The 15966-nt window shown below is 71.2% G+C and carries 15 protein-coding genes; 8 read left to right on the top strand and 7 right to left on the bottom strand.

Translation table 11 applies throughout. The features are described 5' to 3' along the window. Positions 1–360: 360 nt before the first annotated feature. The 5 genes from AWX74_RS13965 (at position 361) to AWX74_RS13945 (ending at position 4503) form a co-directional block, all read left to right on the top strand. Positions 361–1626, top strand: a complete 1266-nt coding sequence (locus AWX74_RS13965; protein ID WP_091276311.1) for an aromatic ring-hydroxylating oxygenase subunit alpha — start codon at positions 361–363, stop codon at positions 1624–1626. Then, positions 1610–1933, top strand: a complete 324-nt coding sequence (locus AWX74_RS13960) for a hypothetical protein (protein WP_006540702.1) — start codon at positions 1610–1612, stop codon at positions 1931–1933. The genes AWX74_RS13965 and AWX74_RS13960 overlap by 17 nt, the downstream gene beginning before the upstream one ends. Before the next feature lie 173 nt (positions 1934–2106). After that, positions 2107–2517 carry a nuclear transport factor 2 family protein gene (locus AWX74_RS13955; protein ID WP_091276309.1) on the top strand — a complete coding sequence of 137 codons (411 nt, stop codon included), beginning with the start codon at positions 2107–2109 and terminating at the stop codon, positions 2515–2517. Continuing rightward, a complete protein-coding gene (locus tag AWX74_RS13950; protein ID WP_091276307.1) occupies positions 2514–3671 on the top strand; it encodes an acyl-CoA dehydrogenase family protein in 1158 nt (385 codons plus the stop codon). The genes AWX74_RS13955 and AWX74_RS13950 overlap by 4 nt, the downstream gene beginning before the upstream one ends. A gap of 10 nt (positions 3672–3681) precedes the next feature. Continuing rightward, positions 3682–4503 (top strand): acyl-CoA dehydrogenase family protein, encoded by an 822-nt coding sequence (locus tag AWX74_RS13945; protein WP_091276303.1) that lies wholly within the window; start codon positions 3682–3684, stop codon positions 4501–4503. A 77-nt stretch (positions 4504–4580) separates the two neighbouring features. On the opposite strand, the gene AWX74_RS13940 is transcribed toward AWX74_RS13945, so the two are convergent. The 3 genes from AWX74_RS13940 to AWX74_RS13930 all read right to left on the bottom strand — a co-directional run bounded on the left by AWX74_RS13940 (position 4581) and on the right by AWX74_RS13930 (position 8227). After that, positions 4581–5795: an ABC transporter substrate-binding protein gene (locus AWX74_RS13940; RefSeq protein ID WP_091276301.1), complete on the bottom strand. Its 1215-nt coding sequence runs from the start codon at positions 5793–5795 to the stop codon at positions 4581–4583. A 290-nt stretch (positions 5796–6085) separates the two neighbouring features. After that, the gene (locus tag AWX74_RS13935) at positions 6086–7312 is read right to left on the bottom strand and encodes a CaiB/BaiF CoA transferase family protein (protein ID WP_091276298.1); all 1227 of its coding nucleotides are present in this window, start codon (positions 7310–7312) and stop codon (positions 6086–6088) included. Between the two features lie 123 nt (positions 7313–7435). Further along, on the bottom strand, positions 7436–8227 hold the full coding sequence (locus tag AWX74_RS13930; protein WP_091276296.1) for an enoyl-CoA hydratase: 792 nt from the start codon (positions 8225–8227) through the stop codon (positions 7436–7438). A gap of 396 nt (positions 8228–8623) precedes the next feature. Here AWX74_RS13930 and AWX74_RS13925 point away from each other — a divergent pair, with 396 nt between their 5' ends. After that, entirely contained in the window at positions 8624–9313 is a 690-nt protein-coding gene (locus AWX74_RS13925) for a TetR/AcrR family transcriptional regulator (protein ID WP_479724497.1), read from the top strand. Here the strand turns inward: AWX74_RS13925 and meaB are convergent. After that, positions 9297–10229: a methylmalonyl Co-A mutase-associated GTPase MeaB gene (meaB, locus tag AWX74_RS13920; RefSeq protein WP_091276290.1), complete on the bottom strand. Its 933-nt coding sequence runs from the start codon at positions 10227–10229 to the stop codon at positions 9297–9299. The two genes, AWX74_RS13925 and meaB, sit on opposite strands and share 17 nt — an antisense overlap. Before the next feature lie 203 nt (positions 10230–10432). On the opposite strand from meaB, the gene AWX74_RS13915 reads away from it, so the two are divergent. After that, entirely contained in the window at positions 10433–11197 is a 765-nt protein-coding gene (locus AWX74_RS13915) for an SDR family NAD(P)-dependent oxidoreductase (RefSeq protein WP_054570208.1), read from the top strand. 130 nt (positions 11198–11327) lie between these two features. Here the strand turns inward: AWX74_RS13915 and AWX74_RS13910 are convergent, their stop codons facing one another. Genes AWX74_RS13910 through AWX74_RS13900 form a run of 3 tightly spaced genes read right to left on the bottom strand, consistent with a single transcriptional unit; the run spans position 11328 to position 14767 of the window. Next, complete coding sequence (locus AWX74_RS13910; RefSeq protein ID WP_091276287.1) at positions 11328–12416, bottom strand: acyl-CoA dehydrogenase family protein; 1089 nt, start codon at positions 12414–12416, stop codon at positions 11328–11330. Continuing rightward, entirely contained in the window at positions 12403–13356 is a 954-nt protein-coding gene (locus tag AWX74_RS13905; RefSeq protein WP_091276856.1) for an acyl-CoA dehydrogenase family protein, read from the bottom strand. Before AWX74_RS13905 ends, AWX74_RS13910 begins: the two co-directional genes overlap by 14 nt. Continuing rightward, the gene (locus tag AWX74_RS13900; protein ID WP_091276283.1) at positions 13334–14767 is read right to left on the bottom strand and encodes a class I adenylate-forming enzyme family protein; all 1434 of its coding nucleotides are present in this window, start codon (positions 14765–14767) and stop codon (positions 13334–13336) included. The genes AWX74_RS13905 and AWX74_RS13900 overlap by 23 nt, the downstream gene beginning before the upstream one ends. 154 nt (positions 14768–14921) lie before the next feature. Between AWX74_RS13900 and AWX74_RS13895 the strand changes: the two genes are divergently transcribed. After that, positions 14922–15947: a ferredoxin--NADP reductase gene (locus AWX74_RS13895; protein ID WP_091276280.1), complete on the top strand. Its 1026-nt coding sequence runs from the start codon at positions 14922–14924 to the stop codon at positions 15945–15947. The last annotated feature ends 19 nt before the right edge of the window (positions 15948–15966 follow it).

Here is a 15966-nt window from a genome sequence, read left to right as displayed (position 1 = left end):
GCCGGGGCGCAGCCGCGGGCCGGCGTCCGCCTGGGAGCCAGGACCCACCAGCGGTGACACCGCGCGACCGCCAAACTCCAAGTAGTGAGACACCGCGCCACCACGGGGCTTGACGTTGACTCTGACACCCCTCACGTGGAAACCTAATTATCGACCGCGAGAACGGAGTTCTCACCGAGACGAGGGGAGGCCGGACGACGATGGGTGTGTCGTTCTGCTCAGCTTCGTCGTCGGCTGACCCGTGGACCACGTCGACGGCCGCCAGGAGACGGGATCCGTCCTGCGCCAACGGGGCCGCTCACCTGCTCGCCACGGCCCGCAGCACTGTCGGCATAGAGCTCGAACACGAGAGGTAGACCTGTGCCCCACTACAAGAAGCCCGACGCGGGCAGCTGGACCCAGCACTATCCCGAGCTCGGCACCGCGCCCGTCGACTACACCGACTCGATCGACCCCGCGTACTACGAGAAGGAGCGCGAGGCGGTCTTCAAGCGCAGCTGGCTGCACGTCGGCCGGGTCGAGCGCCTCCCCCGCACCGGCAGCTACTTCACCAAGGAGCTGCCCGTCCTGAACACGTCGCTGATCATCGTCAACAGCGGCGACGGCAAGATCCGCGCGTTCCACAACGTGTGCCGCCACCGCGGCAACAAGCTGGTCTGGAACGACTTCCCGGGCGAGGAGACCGAGGGCAGCTGCCGGCAGTTCATCTGCAAGTACCACGCCTGGCGCTACGACCTCACCGGCAAGCTCACCTTCGTCCAGCAGGAGGGTGAGTTCTTCGACCTCGACAAGGCCGACTACGGCCTCAAGGAGGTCCCCTGCGACGTGTGGGAGGGGTTCATCTTCATCAACCTCAACCCGCAGCAGACGCTCGCCGAGTACCTCGGCGACTTCGCCAGGGGCCTGGAGGGCTACCCGTTCGGCGAGATGACCGAGGTCTACTCGTACAAGGCCGAGATCGGCGCCAACTGGAAGCTGTTCATCGACGCCTTCGCCGAGTTCTACCACGCGCCGATCCTGCACCAGAAGCAGGCGGTCAAGGCCGAGGCCGAGAAGCTCATCGGCTTCGGCTTCGAGGCGCTGCACTACGAGCTCAAGAGCCCGCACTCGATGGTCTCCTCGTGGGGCGGCATGTCCCCGCCCAAGGACCTGAACATGGTCAAGCCGATCGAGCGGGTGCTGCGCAGCGGCCTGTTCGGCCCGTGGGACCGCCCCGCCATCGACGGGCTCGACCCGCTGCCGGCCGCCCTCAACCCGGCCGGGCACCGCGCCTGGGGCCAGGACTCGTTCGAGTTCTTCCCCAACATGACGCTGCTGATCTGGGCGCCGGGCTGGTACCTGACCTACCTGTACTGGCCGACCGCGGTCGACAAGCACATCTTCGAGGCGAACCTCTACTTCGTCCCGCCGAAGAACGCCCGGGAGCGCCTCGCGCAGGAGCTGGCCGCGGTGACCTTCAAGGAGTACGCGCTCCAGGACGCCAACACCCTCGAGGCCACGCAGACCATGCTGGCCACCCGTACCGTCAGCGAGTTCCCGCTGTGCGACCAGGAGATTCTCCTCCGGGCCCTGCACAAGGAAGTCGGCGACCGCGTGAAGGAGTACAGCGATGCCTCTGCCGTCTGAGTTCTCGGCCCTGGAGCCGTACCTGGCGTGGGATCTGGCGACCGAGCCGGAGCGCTACGCCAAGCGGCTCGCCTCCACGATGGACGAGATGCAGGAGTTCTACGACGCGGCCTTCCCGCTTCTCGAGGACGCGATCACCTTCTGCGACAAGTTCCCCCTCGACGACCTGTCCGAGGAGGCCCGCACCGTCATGCACCTGATGCAGTCCCTGGTCATGGTGTCGTTCCCGGTCGAGGTGTGGAAGCAGCCGCGGGTGCCCGACAGCGGTGCCGCCTACCTGGATGTGATCGTCGAACCCGTCGTCTGACGGGAACGACGTTCGCGGGTGCTGCTCCACGGGTACCCGGGACCAGGCACCGGGTCTGTCGACCCCCCGGCGAGGTCGACAGACCCGGTATCCATGGAACGTGTGCGATAGAACATATGCGGTAGAACGCGTGCGGTAGAACGCGATGTTCGCGATGAAGGGTGGCAAGGGCTTTGTCCACTGACGATGTCGTCGAGATCCAGCAGCTGCTCGCCAAGTACGCGGTGACCATCACCAAGGGCGACATCGACGGGCTGCTTTCGGTCTTCACCCCGGACGGCACCTACAGCGCCTTCGGTGACGTTTTCACCCTCGACCTGTTTCCCAAGATGGTCGCGGCCGCGCCCAAGGGGCTGTTCCTGACCGGGACCGTGCTGGTCGACCTCGACGGTGACACCGGTACCGGCACCCAGCCGCTCTGCTTCATCGAACACTCCAAGCACGACATGCGGATCGGCTACTACTCGGACACCTACCAGCGCACGGCGGACGGCTGGCGCCTGCGCACCCGGAAGATGACCTTCATCCGCCGCAGCGGTGACCACGACTCGGGACGTCCGCACGCGTACGAGCCGACCCCGTGACCAGCCCCGTGACCAAGCCCGCGACGATCGAGGAGTTCCGGGCGGCCGTCCGGGAGTGGTTCACGCACAACGACCTCTCCGCCGGCCCCGACCACTCCCTCGACGGTCAGGTCGCGCAGCTGGCCCGGGTGCGTCGCGCCCTGTACGACGCCGGCTGGATGCGATACGGCTGGCCGGCCGAGGTGGGGGGCCTGGGCGGGCCCGCGGCGCTGCGCGCGGTGCTCGGTGAGGAGGTCGCCAGCCGCGACCTGGCGGAGCCGGGGATCTACTCGATGATCGAGGTCCTCGCCCCCACCATGATCTCCTACGCGCCGCCGGCGCTGGCCGCCGAGATGGTGCCGCTGCTGCTGTCCGGCGCCGAGCAGTGGTGCCAGGGCTTCTCCGAGCCCGGATCGGGCAGTGACCTGGCCTCGCTGTCGACCCGCGCCGAGCCCCGCGGCGACGACTGGGTGGTCAACGGGCAGAAGGTGTGGACGAGCCTGGCGCAGTACTCCCAGCGCTGCGTGCTGCTCACCCGCACCGCGCCGGGCCACGGCGGGATCACCGCGTTCTTCGTCGACATGGACACGCCGGGGATCACGGTCCGTCCGCTGCGCACCATGCACGGCATCGACGAGTTCGCCGAGGTGTTCTTCGACGACGTCGTCGTACCGGGCGATCGGATGCTCGGCCGGCCCGGTGACGGCTGGCAGCTCGCGATGGACCTGCTCCCCCACGAGCGGTCCACCTGCTTCTGGCATCGGGTCGCGTTCCTCTACGAGCGGCTGGAGCGGCTCATCGGCGAGACCGTGACCACGACGGCGGCCGCGGCCTCAGGCGCGGCCGGGGCTGGGGCCGGGGCCGACGACGCTGATCTGGGCGCGGCGTACCTGGCGTTGCACACGATCAGGTGCCGTTCCCACGCGACCCAGCGCCGCCTCGCCGACGGCGCCCGCCTGGGCCCGGAGACATCCATCGACAAGGTGCTGCTCGCCACCGCCGAACAGCGCCTGTTCGACACCGCACGCGACCTGCTTCCCGGCGCCGTCGAGCTCACCGACCCCCGGTGGCGCTCCGAGTACCTCTACTCCCGTGCCGCGACCATCTACGGCGGCACCGCCGAGATCCAGCGGAACATCATCGCGCGCCGGCTGCTCGACCTCGGCAAGGAGTAAAGGGGTAACCGTGGACGCCGCCGAACACGACCTGGTCGTCGAGACCTTCCGCAAGGCCATGACCGGCAGCAGTGGGGCCGCCCTGGATGCCGCTCTGGACGAACTCGGCTGGGCCGACCTGCTCACCGAGGAGCCGGACACCGCCATCCCGGTGGTGTTCGCCCTGCTGGGCGAGACCGGCAGCCACGCCTCCGTCCTCAACGACGTCGTGGCCCAGGCCGGCGGTGAGCCGCTCGGGACCACCGTGACGCTGCCGTTCACCGGTGGCCGCTGGGTCCGCTGGGAACGCGCCGACGCCCCCGCGGCGCAGCCGTCCTCCGAAGGCGCCGGCGATCTCCTCGACCCGACGCTGCCGCTGCGTCTGGCTGCGCCCGGCGACCCGGGGCTCCCCCTCGCCGCGGCCCATCGTGCGCTGGGCTGGTGGCTGCTGGGCACCGGCCGGACGATGCTCGCCCTCGCCCGTGAGCACGCGTTGGCCCGCGCCCAGTTCGGTCGGCCCATCGCGTCGTTCCAGGCGGTCCGCCACCGGCTCGCCGAGACCCTCGTCGCGCTCGAAGGCGCCGAGGCCACCCTGAACGCCGCCACCGCGTCGCCGGAGCCGTTCACCTGCCTGCTCGCCAAGGCCGCGGCCGGCCGGGCCGCCCTGGACGCCGCCCGCAACTGCCAGCAGGTCCTGGCCGGCATCGGCTTCACCGCCGAGCACGACTTCCACCATCACCTGCGGCGCGCGCTCACCCTCGACGGGCTGCTCGGCAGTGCGCGCGACCTCACCCGCCAGGCCGGCGCGCACCTCCGCGAGCAGGGCCAGGCCCCGCGCCTGATCAACCTCTGACAGCGCGCTGACGGCACCGCCTGACAGCGCTGACGGCACCGCCGGCGGTGATGCGCCGACGGTGCCGCGGACGCGGGTCAGCCGCTGGTGCCGTCCTCGCAGAGACGTTCGCGGGCCACGTCGAACGCGGTGCCGGCGGGGTTGACCTTCACGAAGGCGTAGCAGCCGAGCGGGTTCTGCGCGTTGGTGCCCAGGTTGATCGGTGCGAGCAGGCCGTCGGCGTCGTAGCTGCGCTGCTGGCGCAGGCCGGTCATGAACGTGTTCCGGGTCGGGCAGTCACCGGCCACCTCAAGACCGCGCAGGAACATGTCGGCCCACAGGTAGCCGTACATGGCGAACTCCTGCTGGGGCTGCGTGGTCTCGGGCGAGTACTTGATCATGGCGGCGACGTAACGATCGAGGTCGGCGCCACCGGCCTCGAAGGGCCGGAAGTACACGGGAATGGAGACCCCGGCCAGCCCGCGCCCCAGCGACGACAGGGTGGAACGGGCGTAGCCGCTGAGCGAGACGCTCGCGGCGAGGTTGAGGTTCGCCTGGCGGGCGGCGCCGATCACGGCGGCCATGTCCTCGGCGGAGGTGAAGCCCAGCAGGGAGTCGGCGCCGGCCGCGGCCAGCTGTTGGGCGGCCCGCAGCGGGCTCGTGCTGGCGCTGGCGAAGGACACGACGTCCGTGCTGTCGAGGCCGATCTGGCGGAACGCGTCCCGGTAGAGGTTGGTGGTCGACAGGACGGAGTCCTGCGAGCCGGTGACCAGGATGCCGACCTTCTTGCCACCCGCGGCCTGGATGTAGCGGCCCACGGTCAGGGGGGAGGTCTGGTAGGCGTAGGCGAAGAGGTTCTGGTAGCGGGCCCAGCTTTCCACCGCGAGCCCGACGACGGGAACGCCCTGCTTCTCCGTCTCGTCCAGCGAACCGCCGAGCGCGATGCTGACGGACAGGATGCCGAACACGGAGTCTCCGGCCACGAGGTCCCGGACGACCTGGGCGTTGTCGCTCTGGGAGGCCTTGTCGTCCTCCCAGTCGTAGACGACCTTGCGCCCGTGCACGCCGCCCTCGGCGTTGGCGAGGCCGAGACGGGCGTCCACGCCGGCGCGTGCGGAGGAGAACGCGAGGGAGCCGGTGCCGGAGTCGGAGACCACGAGGCCGAGCCGGACCTGGTCGGCCGTGACGCCGGGGCTGTCACAGGCGGCGGCGGTGGCCTCCGGCGACCCCGACTGCGCGGCACAGCCCGACACGCCCGCGAGCAGAACCGCCACCGCCGCGCATAACAGGCACCGTAAACCACCCGTGCGCATCTTTCCCCCAGGCTGGACGAGCGAGAGGGGGCGCCCAGCGATGCCAAAAAGCACGGCTCCGACACTCCCCACATACGCGGATCTTCATACCCACATGACGGAGCATGATGTTAGCCACATTATGGGGCAGTCGCACAAGGTGGTTTCTATTAAGTCGACCGCATTCCTGACCGCACACCCGTCCGTATACGATCTTCCGAACTCGGCGGTCCCTGCCGAAGTCTCCCGCAGAAGTCCGCCGTGTGGAAGTCCCCCGGCGCGGTCGTCCCGAGCGCCCGCCGGGCCCGGCGTCAGACCACTCGGTCCTGGCGCAGCGCGGTGATCTCCTCCGGGGCGTACCCGAGCTCGGCCAGGACGGAGTCGGTGTGCGCGCCGAGCGCGGGCACGGCGCCCATCGGCGGGGCCCACTCGGCCGCGATCGGGGGCGGCAGCAGCGCGCGGGTGGGGCCGGTGGGGGTGTCGATCTCGCGCCAGCGGTCCCGCGCGGCCAGGTGCGGGTGGTCGAGGACGTCCTGCACCCCGTTGAGCCGGGCGTTGCCGAGCTCCGCGTCGTCCAGGATCTGCTGCGCGCGGTCCAGGGTGACGCCCTTCGCCCAGGCCGCGATCACCTCGTCCAGCTGGGCCCGCTCCCGGACCCGGTCGGCGTTGCCGGCGAAGGCCGGGTCGTCGGCCAGGTCGGGGCGGTCGAGGACCTGGCGGGCCAGCCGCTGCCACTCACGGTCGTTCGTGGTTCCCAGCACGACGGTCTGACCGTCCGCCGTCAGGTAGGCGCCGTACGGCGCGACAGCCGGCGAGCCGACCCCGGCCGGCTCCTGCTCCACGCCGCTCCCCTGGGTGTAGTTGAGCGGGTACCCCATCCACTCGGCGACGACGTCGAACAGGCTGATCGCGATCGCGGAGCCGCGCCCGGTCGCCGCCCGGGCGTGCAGGGCCGCCAGCACGGAGCTCAACGCGTACATGCCGGTCGCGAGGTCGACCAGCGGGATGCCCGCCTTGGCCGGCCGGCCCGGCTCACCGGTCACCGCGCAGGAGCCGCCCTCGGACTGGACCAGCAGGTCGTAGGCCCGCTTGTGGGACAGCGGGCCGCCCTCGCCGTAGCCGGAGATGTCGACCGCGATCAGCCGCGGGTGGCGGGCGCACGCCTGCTCGGCGGCGACGCCCCGGCGGCTCGCCGCACCCGGGCCGAGGTTCTGGATGAGGATGTCGGCGCGGCTCAGCAGCCGTTCCAGCACCTCGGCTCCGCGTGGGTCCGTCCAGTTGAGGCTCACCGACTCCTTGCCCCGGTTGCACCACACGAAGTGCGCCGCCATGCCGTTCAGCGCGTCGTCGTAGTGGCGCGCGAAGTCGCCGCCGCGCGGGTTCTCGACCTTCACCACCCGCGCGCCCATGTCGGCCAGGTGCCGGGTCGCGATCGGGGCCGCGACGGCCTGCTCCAGTCCGACGACGACGAGCCCTTCGAGGGGGCGCCGGCCGCCCGCCGCGGGCCCGGGCAGCTCCCGCTCGTCCGTTGCGGTCATGGCGCCTCCTCCAACTCGGCCGACGCCGTCGGATGACGCGTCGCACTGGTGCGGTGCGGGATGGAGCAGGACAGGCGGGATCGAGCCGGACGGACCGGGCAGGATCCAGGCCCGGGCAGGACCCTAGTTCGCCTGCTTGATCGCGGACTTCATCTGGTCAAGGTTGACCAGGACCGGCCAGCCGCTGACGCTCAGCGCGTTGCCGTGCCCGGTCTGGTGGATGTCGAACACGGACTGGATCGCCGCGTAGAAGCCCTGCACGTCGAGGGTCTGGTTGACCGCCCGCTTGGCCTGGCGCAGCCCGAAGCTCGGCATCGTGGCGATGTGCGCGGCGAGCGCCCGGGTCTGCGCGTCGAGCTCCTCGCGGGGCACCACCTTGTTCACCATGCCGATCTGCTCCGCCTCGGTGGCGGTGACCGCGCGCCCGGTGAACAGGATCTCCTTGGCCTTGCGGGGCCCCAGCTCCCAGGTGTGCCCGTGGTACTCGACGCCGCCGATGCCCATGGCCACCACGGGGTCCGAGAACAGCGCGTCCTCGGCGGCCACGATGAGGTCACAGGGCCAGGCCAGCAGCAGGCCGCCGGCGATGCACCGGCCCTGCACCGCGGCGATCGACGGCTTCGGGACGTTGCGCCACCGCAGCGAGAACTCCAGGTACCGCCGCGCCTCCACCTGGTAGATCCACTCCAGGGTGATCTTGTCCGGGCCGGGTGAGCTGGACTTCAGGTCGTGCCCCGCGGAGAAGTGCCTGCCTTCCCCGCGCAGCACGATCACCGCGACGTCGTTGTCCGACGCGGCCTTCGTCCAGGCCGCGTCGAGCTCCTCCAGGAGCTCCATGTTCTGTGCGTTCGCGACATCGGGCCGGTTGAGGCTAATCGTCGCGATCCGGTCGGCGACTTCGTAGTTGATGTACACACCAGGCTCCTCAGTTCCGGGGCAGCCCGAGCACGCAGTTCAGGCAGCGCTCGAACCATCAAGACGACTTCGAGGTTCAGGTGAGCGTACGACCCGCCCGAACCCGGATGTACCAGGTACGGCCAGCCTCGGCCGCCCCCGTCATCCGCTCCGTCACCCACTCCGACGCCCGCTGGACCGCCTCGGATCTCCCAACATCCCAGAGTCGGGTCGCAGGTTCCACCCAACGCCGGCCCGCCGGTAGCCAGCCCGGCCGTCCCGGTGCGAGAATAACATTCTCGACATCCGAAACCAGCATCTCCCACCTCTGTGGTGCGGCTACCAGCCGCGGTTGGCCGAATGTTGTAGCGCCAGTGCAGTACGTTCTGATACATGGCCCAGAAGACGGAGCTGCCCGTGAGCACGACGAAGGAAGAGCCTGCCTGGAAGCAGCGTGCCGTCGAACGCTCGACCCGGGCCGCCAAGATCCGGGCCGAGCAGCGGGTGGTCCAGTTCCTGGACGCCGCCCAGGCGATCATCGCCGAGAAGGGCTCCCTCGACCTCACCGTCCAGGAGGTCGTCGACCGGTCCCGCCAGTCGCTGCGCAGCTTCTACCAGCACTTCAGCGGCAAGCACGAACTGCTGCTCGCCCTGTTCGAGAACGCGCTGAGCGAGTCGGCCGAGGAGATCCGCGCCGCCACCGAGACCGAGCCCGACCCCGTCGGCCAGCTGCAGATCGCCGTCCGGCTGCTGTTCGAGCAGAGCCACACCGACCAGGCCCGGCAGCGCCGGCCGCTGTTCACGGACTTCGCCCCCCAGCTGCTGGTGTCGCATCCGGCCGAGGTCCGGGTGGCGCACGCGCCGCTGCTCACCCTCATCACCGAGATGATGACCCGGGCGGCGGAAGCCGGTCAGCTGCGTACCGGCCTACGGCCCCGCCGGGCGGCCGCGATGGTGATGCAGACCGCCATGTTCCTCTCCCAGTCCAACGGCGTCGCCGCGAGTGAGAACGCTCATCCCATCACCGTCGACGAGGCCTGGGAGTTCTGCTTCTCCGGCTTCGCCGGGCCGGGCGCGGTGACGGGCTCGGCTACGAGCCAGGCCTGAGCACACCCGCAGCGCGCGCGTCCTCGGTGCGCGCGTCCTCGGTGCGCGCGTCCTCGGTGCCGCCCAGCAGCAGCTCGGCGGCGGTGTAGGGGTCGCGCCGGCCCTGCGCGACGTCGGCGGCCAGGGCCGCCAGGTCGGGATGCTCACGCAGGCGGCTCTGCGCCAGGGACAGGATCTGGGCGTGCGCCCGGGCCGTCCGGCGGGCCACCGTGTCCGCCCGGTGGTGGGCGTCGATCGCGTCGAGGAGGGCGGGCAGCCCCTCCCCCCGCGAGGCGACCAGCGTCAGCACCGGCACATCCGTCTCCTGGCGCAGCTCGCGCACGGTCTGCTCGGCACCGTCGCGGTCCGCCTTGTTGACCACGAGCAGGTCGGCGACCTCCAGCAGGCCGGCCTTGGCGGCCTGGACGGCGTCCCCCGCGCCCGGTGTCAGCACGACGAGGGTCGGGTCCGCGACCGCGGCGATCTCGATCTCGGACTGGCCCACGCCCACGGTCTCCAGCAGCACCAGGTCATAGCCGAGCGCGGCGAGCACCCGGACCGCCGCCGGCACGGCCGCGGACAGCCCGCCCAGGTGGCCCCGGGCCGCCAGCGAACGGATCAGCACCCCCGGGTCGGTCGTGTGCGCCGCCATCCGGATGCGGTCGCCCAGCAGCGCGCCGCCGCTGTACGGCGAGGACGGGTCGACCGCGAGCACCGCCACCCGCAGCCCGCGTTCCCGGTAGGCGCCGACCAGCGCGCCGATGGTGGTCGACTTGCCGGCGCCGGGCGGACCGGTCACTCCCAGCACCCGGATCGGGGCCGGTTCGAGCACCGCCAGCAGCTCGCCGCGGCCGGCGCCCTCGGCCATGCTGAGCAACCGCCCGACAGCGCGCAGTGAACCAGCGCGCGCGGCGGCGACATTCTCCAGAATGTTCATCGGGGACCGCCGGGGGATCCATCGGCCCGCCGCCTGGCACACGTGCCGTGGCCGGCTGTTCCGGCACCCCGGGTCTGATCGCCAACCCGCGTGAACCGGGGTCGGCAGCCAGCGGAAGACGCGATATTTCTGATCGGGATCGCATTCATGAGAATGTTAGTCTTCCAGAGCGAGAGCTTGACTAGCAAGAGAGGGAAAGCTTAATGGAGATCAGCGGAAACTCCGCGCTCGTCGTCGGTGGGACCGGCGGCCTGGGCGAGGCCACCGTCCGCCGCCTGCACGCCGCGGGCGCGAAGGTCGTGGTGGCCGACGTCGCGGACGAGAAGGGCAAGGCCCTCGAGTCCGAGCTGGGCATTCGCTACGTCCGCACCGACGCCACCTCGGAGGAGGACATCCTCGCCGCGATCGCCGAGGCCAAGGCGCTCGGCCCGCTGCGGATCTCGGTCGACACCCACGGCGGCCCGGCCGCCGGTGGGCGCCTCGTCGGCAAGGACGGCACGCCGCACGCCCTGGACGCCTTCACCACGACCATCACGTACTACCTCACCTCGGTGTTCAACGTGACCCGGCTGGTGGCCGCGGCCATCGCACAGGAGGAGCCGCTGGAAGGCGGCGCCCGGGGCGCCATCGTCAACACCGCCTCGATCGCCGGCTTCGAGGGCCAGATCGGCCAGATCGCGTACGCCGCCGCCAAGGGCGGCGTCATCTCCATGACGCTGGTCGCCGCGCGTGACCTGTCGCCGCTGGGCATCCGGGTGAACGCGATCGCGCCGGGCACAATCAACACCCCGGCCTACGGCAAGGCCGCCGACAAGCTGGAGGCCTACTGGGGCCCGCAGGTCCCGTTCCCGAAGCGGATGGGCCAGTCGGTCGAGTACGGCTCGCTCGCCGAGCAGCTCATCACCAACGACTACCTCAACGGCGAGGTCATCCGCCTCGACGGCGCGCTGCGCTTCCCGCCCAAGTAGCAGGCACCCGGCCGAGGCCGGTCATCCCACCCGGCGGTCGCCGCCGCATCGGGATGACCGGCCTCGCCGGTTCCACGCAGGTCCCGGCCCGGGCCAGGCCAGGCCAGGCCGGGACTCGCCCGGCCCGGGCTCAGACCTCGAGGCCGATGATCCGTCCCGCGATGATGTTCTTCTGGATCTGCGACGTGCCGCCCATGACGCTCTGCGCGCGGCTGTACAGATAGGTGCTCAGCAGCTCGGGGTCACGGGTGCCGCCCGAGGCGAGGCAGGCGTGCCCGACCGACTGCTCGACCCAGGTCATCAGCAGCTTGTCCAGGGATCCGTCCGGACCGTGGCTGACCTCGTCGAGCTGCTCGGACAGCCGCCGGCGCACGTGCAGCCGGAGCATCTCGGTCTGCACCGCGGCCCAGCGCAGCTCGTCCGACGGCGGCCCGTCGAGGGTCGCCGCCAGGTTGCGGACGGTCTTGCCGTACCGCGCGGTGAAGCCGAGCGTCGAGGGCTCCCGCTCGTGCCCGACGACGGTCATCGCCAGCTTCCAGCCCTCGCCGGGCGCGCCGACCATCTGGTCGACCGGCACCGTCGCCCCGTCGAACAGGACCTGGCCGAACTCCTTGGTCACCCCGTTCATCATCGGCAGCGGGCGCTGCTCGATGCCGGGCTGGTGCATCGACACGATGAACCCGGAGATGCCCTTGTGCCGCGGCGCGGCCGGGTCGGTGCGGGCGAGCACCAGGCACCAGTCGGCCTCGTCGGAGTAGCTCGTCCAGATCTTGTGGCCGTGCAGGACGTAGTGGTCGCCCTCCAGGGTGGCCGTGGTGGTCAGCGAGGCCAGGTCGGAGCCCGCGCCGGGCTCGCTGAAGCCCTGGCACCAGCGCTCGGTGCCGTTGATCATCCCGGGCAGGAACCGCTGGCGCAGCGCCTCGCTGCCGTGCCGGCCCAGGCCGATCACCAGGTAGCCCAGGCTCGGCCGGGCCGGGGCGCCGGCGCGGGCCAGCTCCTCGTCGACGATCACGTCGTAGACGGCCGGCAGCTCCTGCCCCCCGTACGCCTTCGGCCAGGTGCTCCCGAAGAACCCGGCGGCGTGCAGGGCCTGATGCCACTCCCCCGCCTTCGCCCAGTACTCGTCGCCCGAGGTGGGGAACTTCTTCGCGTTCTCGGCCAGCCACGCCTGCAGCCGCGCGCGGAACGCGGCCTCCTCCGGCGAATCACGAAAGTCCAAGGTCGATCTCCTCCAGAGAAACCGGGAACAGCGCGCCGGATGTCAGCACGCGCCGCAGGAAGACGTGGGCCAGGCACTCCCAGGTGTTGCCGATACCGCCGTGGACCTGCACGGACGTCTCGCAGATGGTCTGCGCCGCCCGGGCGGTGTAGACCTTGGCGACCTGGCCGGCGCGAACCGCCTCGGCGGGCTCCAGCTCGTCGACGGCCCACGCCGCGTAGCGCAGCACGCTCACCGAGCCCTCGATCAGCGCGAGGCTCTCGGCGAGCAGGTGGGCGATGGCCTGGAACGAGCCGATGGTGCGGCCGTACTGCGAGCGCACCTTGGCGTAGTCGCACGCCAGCGCGTACGCGCCGCGGGCCGCGCCCAGGATGTCGGCGGTCGTCACGGTGAGCGCCAGCGCGTGCCAGCGCAGCGCGGCATCCGCGGAGACCTCGCCGACCGGCTCGAAGGGCCCGCTGGCCGCGGCGTTGGTCCGGGTCAGGTCGATCCCGAACACGGGCTCGCCGACACCGACCGTGCCGACCGTGCCGCCGGCACCGCCGACACCGACCGTGCCGCCGTCGCCGGCCGCGCGCAGGCCGAGCGCGCCACGCAGACCGCGGGCGTCGACCGCCTCGTCGCCTACAGCGAGCGCCACCGGCTCGGCCGCCTCGGCCTCGTCCCCGAGCCGCGCGCGCAGGTCGTCGGCGAGCAGCGGCCCGAGCAGCGGGACGTCGACCAGCCCGCGGGCGAACTCCTCGACGACGAGGGCGACCTCCACCCCGGAGGCGCCGTCGGAGCGCAGCGACCGCCAGCCGGTGGCAGCGACCGCCTTCTCCAGCCGCTCGACGCGCTCGCCGTCGTCGAGATCCAGCACGGATCCGGGGCCGAGGTCGTCGGCGAGCCGCGCGGCCGCGTCCCGCAGGTCGCGTTGCTCAGTGGTCAGACGTACGTCCATAGCGCTCCTTGAGAACTCGCCGCAGTACCTTGCCGGACGGCAGGCGGGGGATGTCGTCGACGAACACGACCGTGCGTGGCCGCTTGTAGGAGGCGAGCCGCTCGCCCACCCAGGCGACGAGCGCGTCGGCGTCCACCGGGGCACTCGTCGTCCCGGCCGCAGCTGTCCCGGCCGCGACCGTCACCGCCGCGATCAGGGCCTCGCCGTCGGCGGGGTCGGGGATGCCGAACACCGCGCAGTCGGCCACCGCCGGGTGGCCGTGCAGGACGCCCTCGACCTCGGCGGGGGCGACCTGGAACCCGCGGACCTTGACCATCTCCCGGACCCGGTCGGTCAGCCGCAGCCACCCGTCGGCGTCGATCTCACCGACGTCACCGGTGCGGTACCAGCCGTCGGCGAAGGCGTCCTCGGTGGCCTCGGCGGGCAGGTAGCCGGCCATCAGCGAGTCGGAGCGGGCCTGGATCTCGCCGGTCTCGCCGGGGCCGAGCACGGCGCCGGTCTCCAGGGAGACCACGCGCAGGGTCACCCCGGGGGCGGCCTTCCCGACGCTGTCGAGCCGGGCGCCGGCCAGCGGGTTGCAGGCGATGACGGGCAGCTCGCTGGCCCCGTAGGCGGGCACCCAGCCGACGCCGGTGCGGCGGGTGACCGTCTCGGCGACGCTGGCGGTGACCGGGGTGGCGCCCCACATGATGTAGCGCAGCGACGACAGGTCGTAGGACTCCAGCGCCGGGTGCGAGGCCATCGCCAGCGCGATCGGCGCGACAGCCATCTCCACGGTGATCCGGTCGTGCTCGATCGAGCGCAGCACCAGGTCCAGGTCGAAGCGGCGGTGCAGGCGTAACCAGGCGCCGGTCTCCAGCGCGGTGACGATGTTGAGGATGCCCAGGATGTGTGACGGCGGGGTGGTCACCTGGATGCGGTCGGCGCCGGTCAGGCCCAGCACGTCGCGCCACTGCCCGACGGCGGTGGCGAAGGATCTCGCCGTGTGCCGGACCGCCTTGGGCAGGCCGGTGGTGCCCGAGCTGAAGACCAGCAGCGCGTCCGCGTCCGGGTCGGTGGCCGGGAACGGCCCGCCGCCGGTGGGGATCGGCTCGTCCAGGTGCCACATCGGCAGCAGGTTCCCGAGCAGCTCCTGGTCACCGACGGCCAGGCGGGCACCGGTGATGGCCAGCGCGTGCTCGATCTCGGCCTGCTTCCAGGAGGGGCTCAGCGCTACGATGGCGGCTCCCAGACGCCAGGCCGCCCGGACGGCGAGCACGAACTCGGGTCGGTTCGAGGCCATGAGCGCCACCCGCTCACCGGCCCGGACCCCGTGCTTCGCCAGTGCTCCCGCCATCCCGTCGGTCAGCGCCTCAAGATGTGCCAGGCTGTACTGCCGTTCCTCGAAGACGAGCGCGGCTTGATCACTCATCGCCGCTCCTTTCGAACGGTCATCACGCGGATCGAAACGAATGGTCACCACGCTGCCAGCAGCACGTCCGAGACGCCGGTGGAAGGCTCCCCTCCCACTCCCGGAAATTATATTCTCACCTCAGTAGAATCTTCATACCAGAAGGAGGCCGTAGATGCCGAGACCCCCTCTGTTCCAGAGGGCGACCGTCACCCGGATCATCCGCGAGACCGCCGACACCCGCACCTTCGTCCTCGCTCCGAGCAGTGGTCCGTTCACCTACCGTGCCGGCCAGTTCTGCACGTTCCGGGTCGAGATCGACGGCGAGGAACTGCTGCGCTCCTATTCGATGTCCAGCGCGCCCGAGACCGACACCGAGCTGATGACGACCGTCAAGCGGGTGGCCGGCGGGCGGGTCTCCAACTGGCTCATCGACAATGTCGCCGCGGGTGACGAAGTCGAGATCACCCGGCCGTTCGGCGTGTTCTGCCTGCAGGACAACGACGCCCCGCTGCTGGGATTCTGCGGCGGCAGCGGCATCACGCCGGTCATCTCGCTGGCGAAAAGCGCTCTCGCCAGCACGAAGCGTGAGGTCCGGCTGCTGTGCGCCGACCGGGACGCGCCCTCGATGATTTTCGAGGCCGCCCTGGCCGACCTGGTCGCGCGGTATCCCGACCGGCTCACCGTGGTGCGTCACCTCGACAGCGACAGCGGCTATCTCGACGCCGCCGCCGTGCTGGCCTTCGTCGGCACCGACACCGACGCCGACGTCTACGTGTGCGGCCCCGAGCCGTTCATGGACCTCGTCGAGAACGCCTTTCCCGGCCCGGGCAAGGTCTTCACCGAGCGCTTCGGCGCCGCCGCGGTGATCGCCCCCGAAGGCGACGACGCCGAGGGCGACGGGGCGGCGAGCGCCGAGGTGGAGATCGAGGGCACCGTCACCATCATCCTGCGCAACAAGAAGATCTCGGTGCCCCGGCGGCCCGGTGAGACCTTCCTGGAGAGCGCCCGGCGCGGCGGGCTCACCCCGCCGTTCTCCTGCGAGTCCGGCACCTGCGCCACCTGTATCGCCAAGCTGGTGGAGGGCACGGCGACCATGCGCGTCAACGAGGCCCTCACCGAGGAGGAGATCGAGGAGGGCTACGTTCTCACCTGCCAGGGCGTCCCGGACTCGGCCTCGGCGGTCGTCCGGTACGAGTGACGTCCCGCCCGGCGCAGGC

This window comes from Parafrankia irregularis (assembly GCF_001536285.1).
Taxonomy (GTDB): Bacteria; Actinomycetota; Actinomycetes; order Frankiales; family Frankiaceae; genus Parafrankia; species Parafrankia irregularis.
This window is presented reverse-complemented; position numbering and strand designations above follow the sequence as displayed.

Excerpts from the sequence above, each read along its gene's own strand:
- AWX74_RS13960 (WP_006540702.1), top strand. The coding sequence starts at position 1,610 with ATGCCTCTGCCGTCTGAGTTCTCGGCCCTGGAGCCGTACCTGGCGTGG.
- AWX74_RS13940 (WP_091276301.1), bottom strand. The coding sequence starts at position 5,795 with ATGCGCACGGGTGGTTTACGGTGCCTGTTATGCGCGGCGGTGGCGGTT.
- AWX74_RS13935 (WP_091276298.1), bottom strand. The coding sequence starts at position 7,312 with ATGACCGCAACGGACGAGCGGGAGCTGCCCGGGCCCGCGGCGGGCGGC.
- meaB (WP_091276290.1), bottom strand. The coding sequence starts at position 10,229 with ATGAACATTCTGGAGAATGTCGCCGCCGCGCGCGCTGGTTCACTGCGC.
- AWX74_RS13915 (WP_054570208.1), top strand. The coding sequence starts at position 10,433 with ATGGAGATCAGCGGAAACTCCGCGCTCGTCGTCGGTGGGACCGGCGGC.
- AWX74_RS13905 (WP_091276856.1), bottom strand. The coding sequence starts at position 13,356 with ATGGACGTACGTCTGACCACTGAGCAACGCGACCTGCGGGACGCGGCC.
- AWX74_RS13900 (WP_091276283.1), bottom strand. The coding sequence starts at position 14,767 with ATGAGTGATCAAGCCGCGCTCGTCTTCGAGGAACGGCAGTACAGCCTG.
- AWX74_RS13895 (WP_091276280.1), top strand. The coding sequence starts at position 14,922 with ATGCCGAGACCCCCTCTGTTCCAGAGGGCGACCGTCACCCGGATCATC.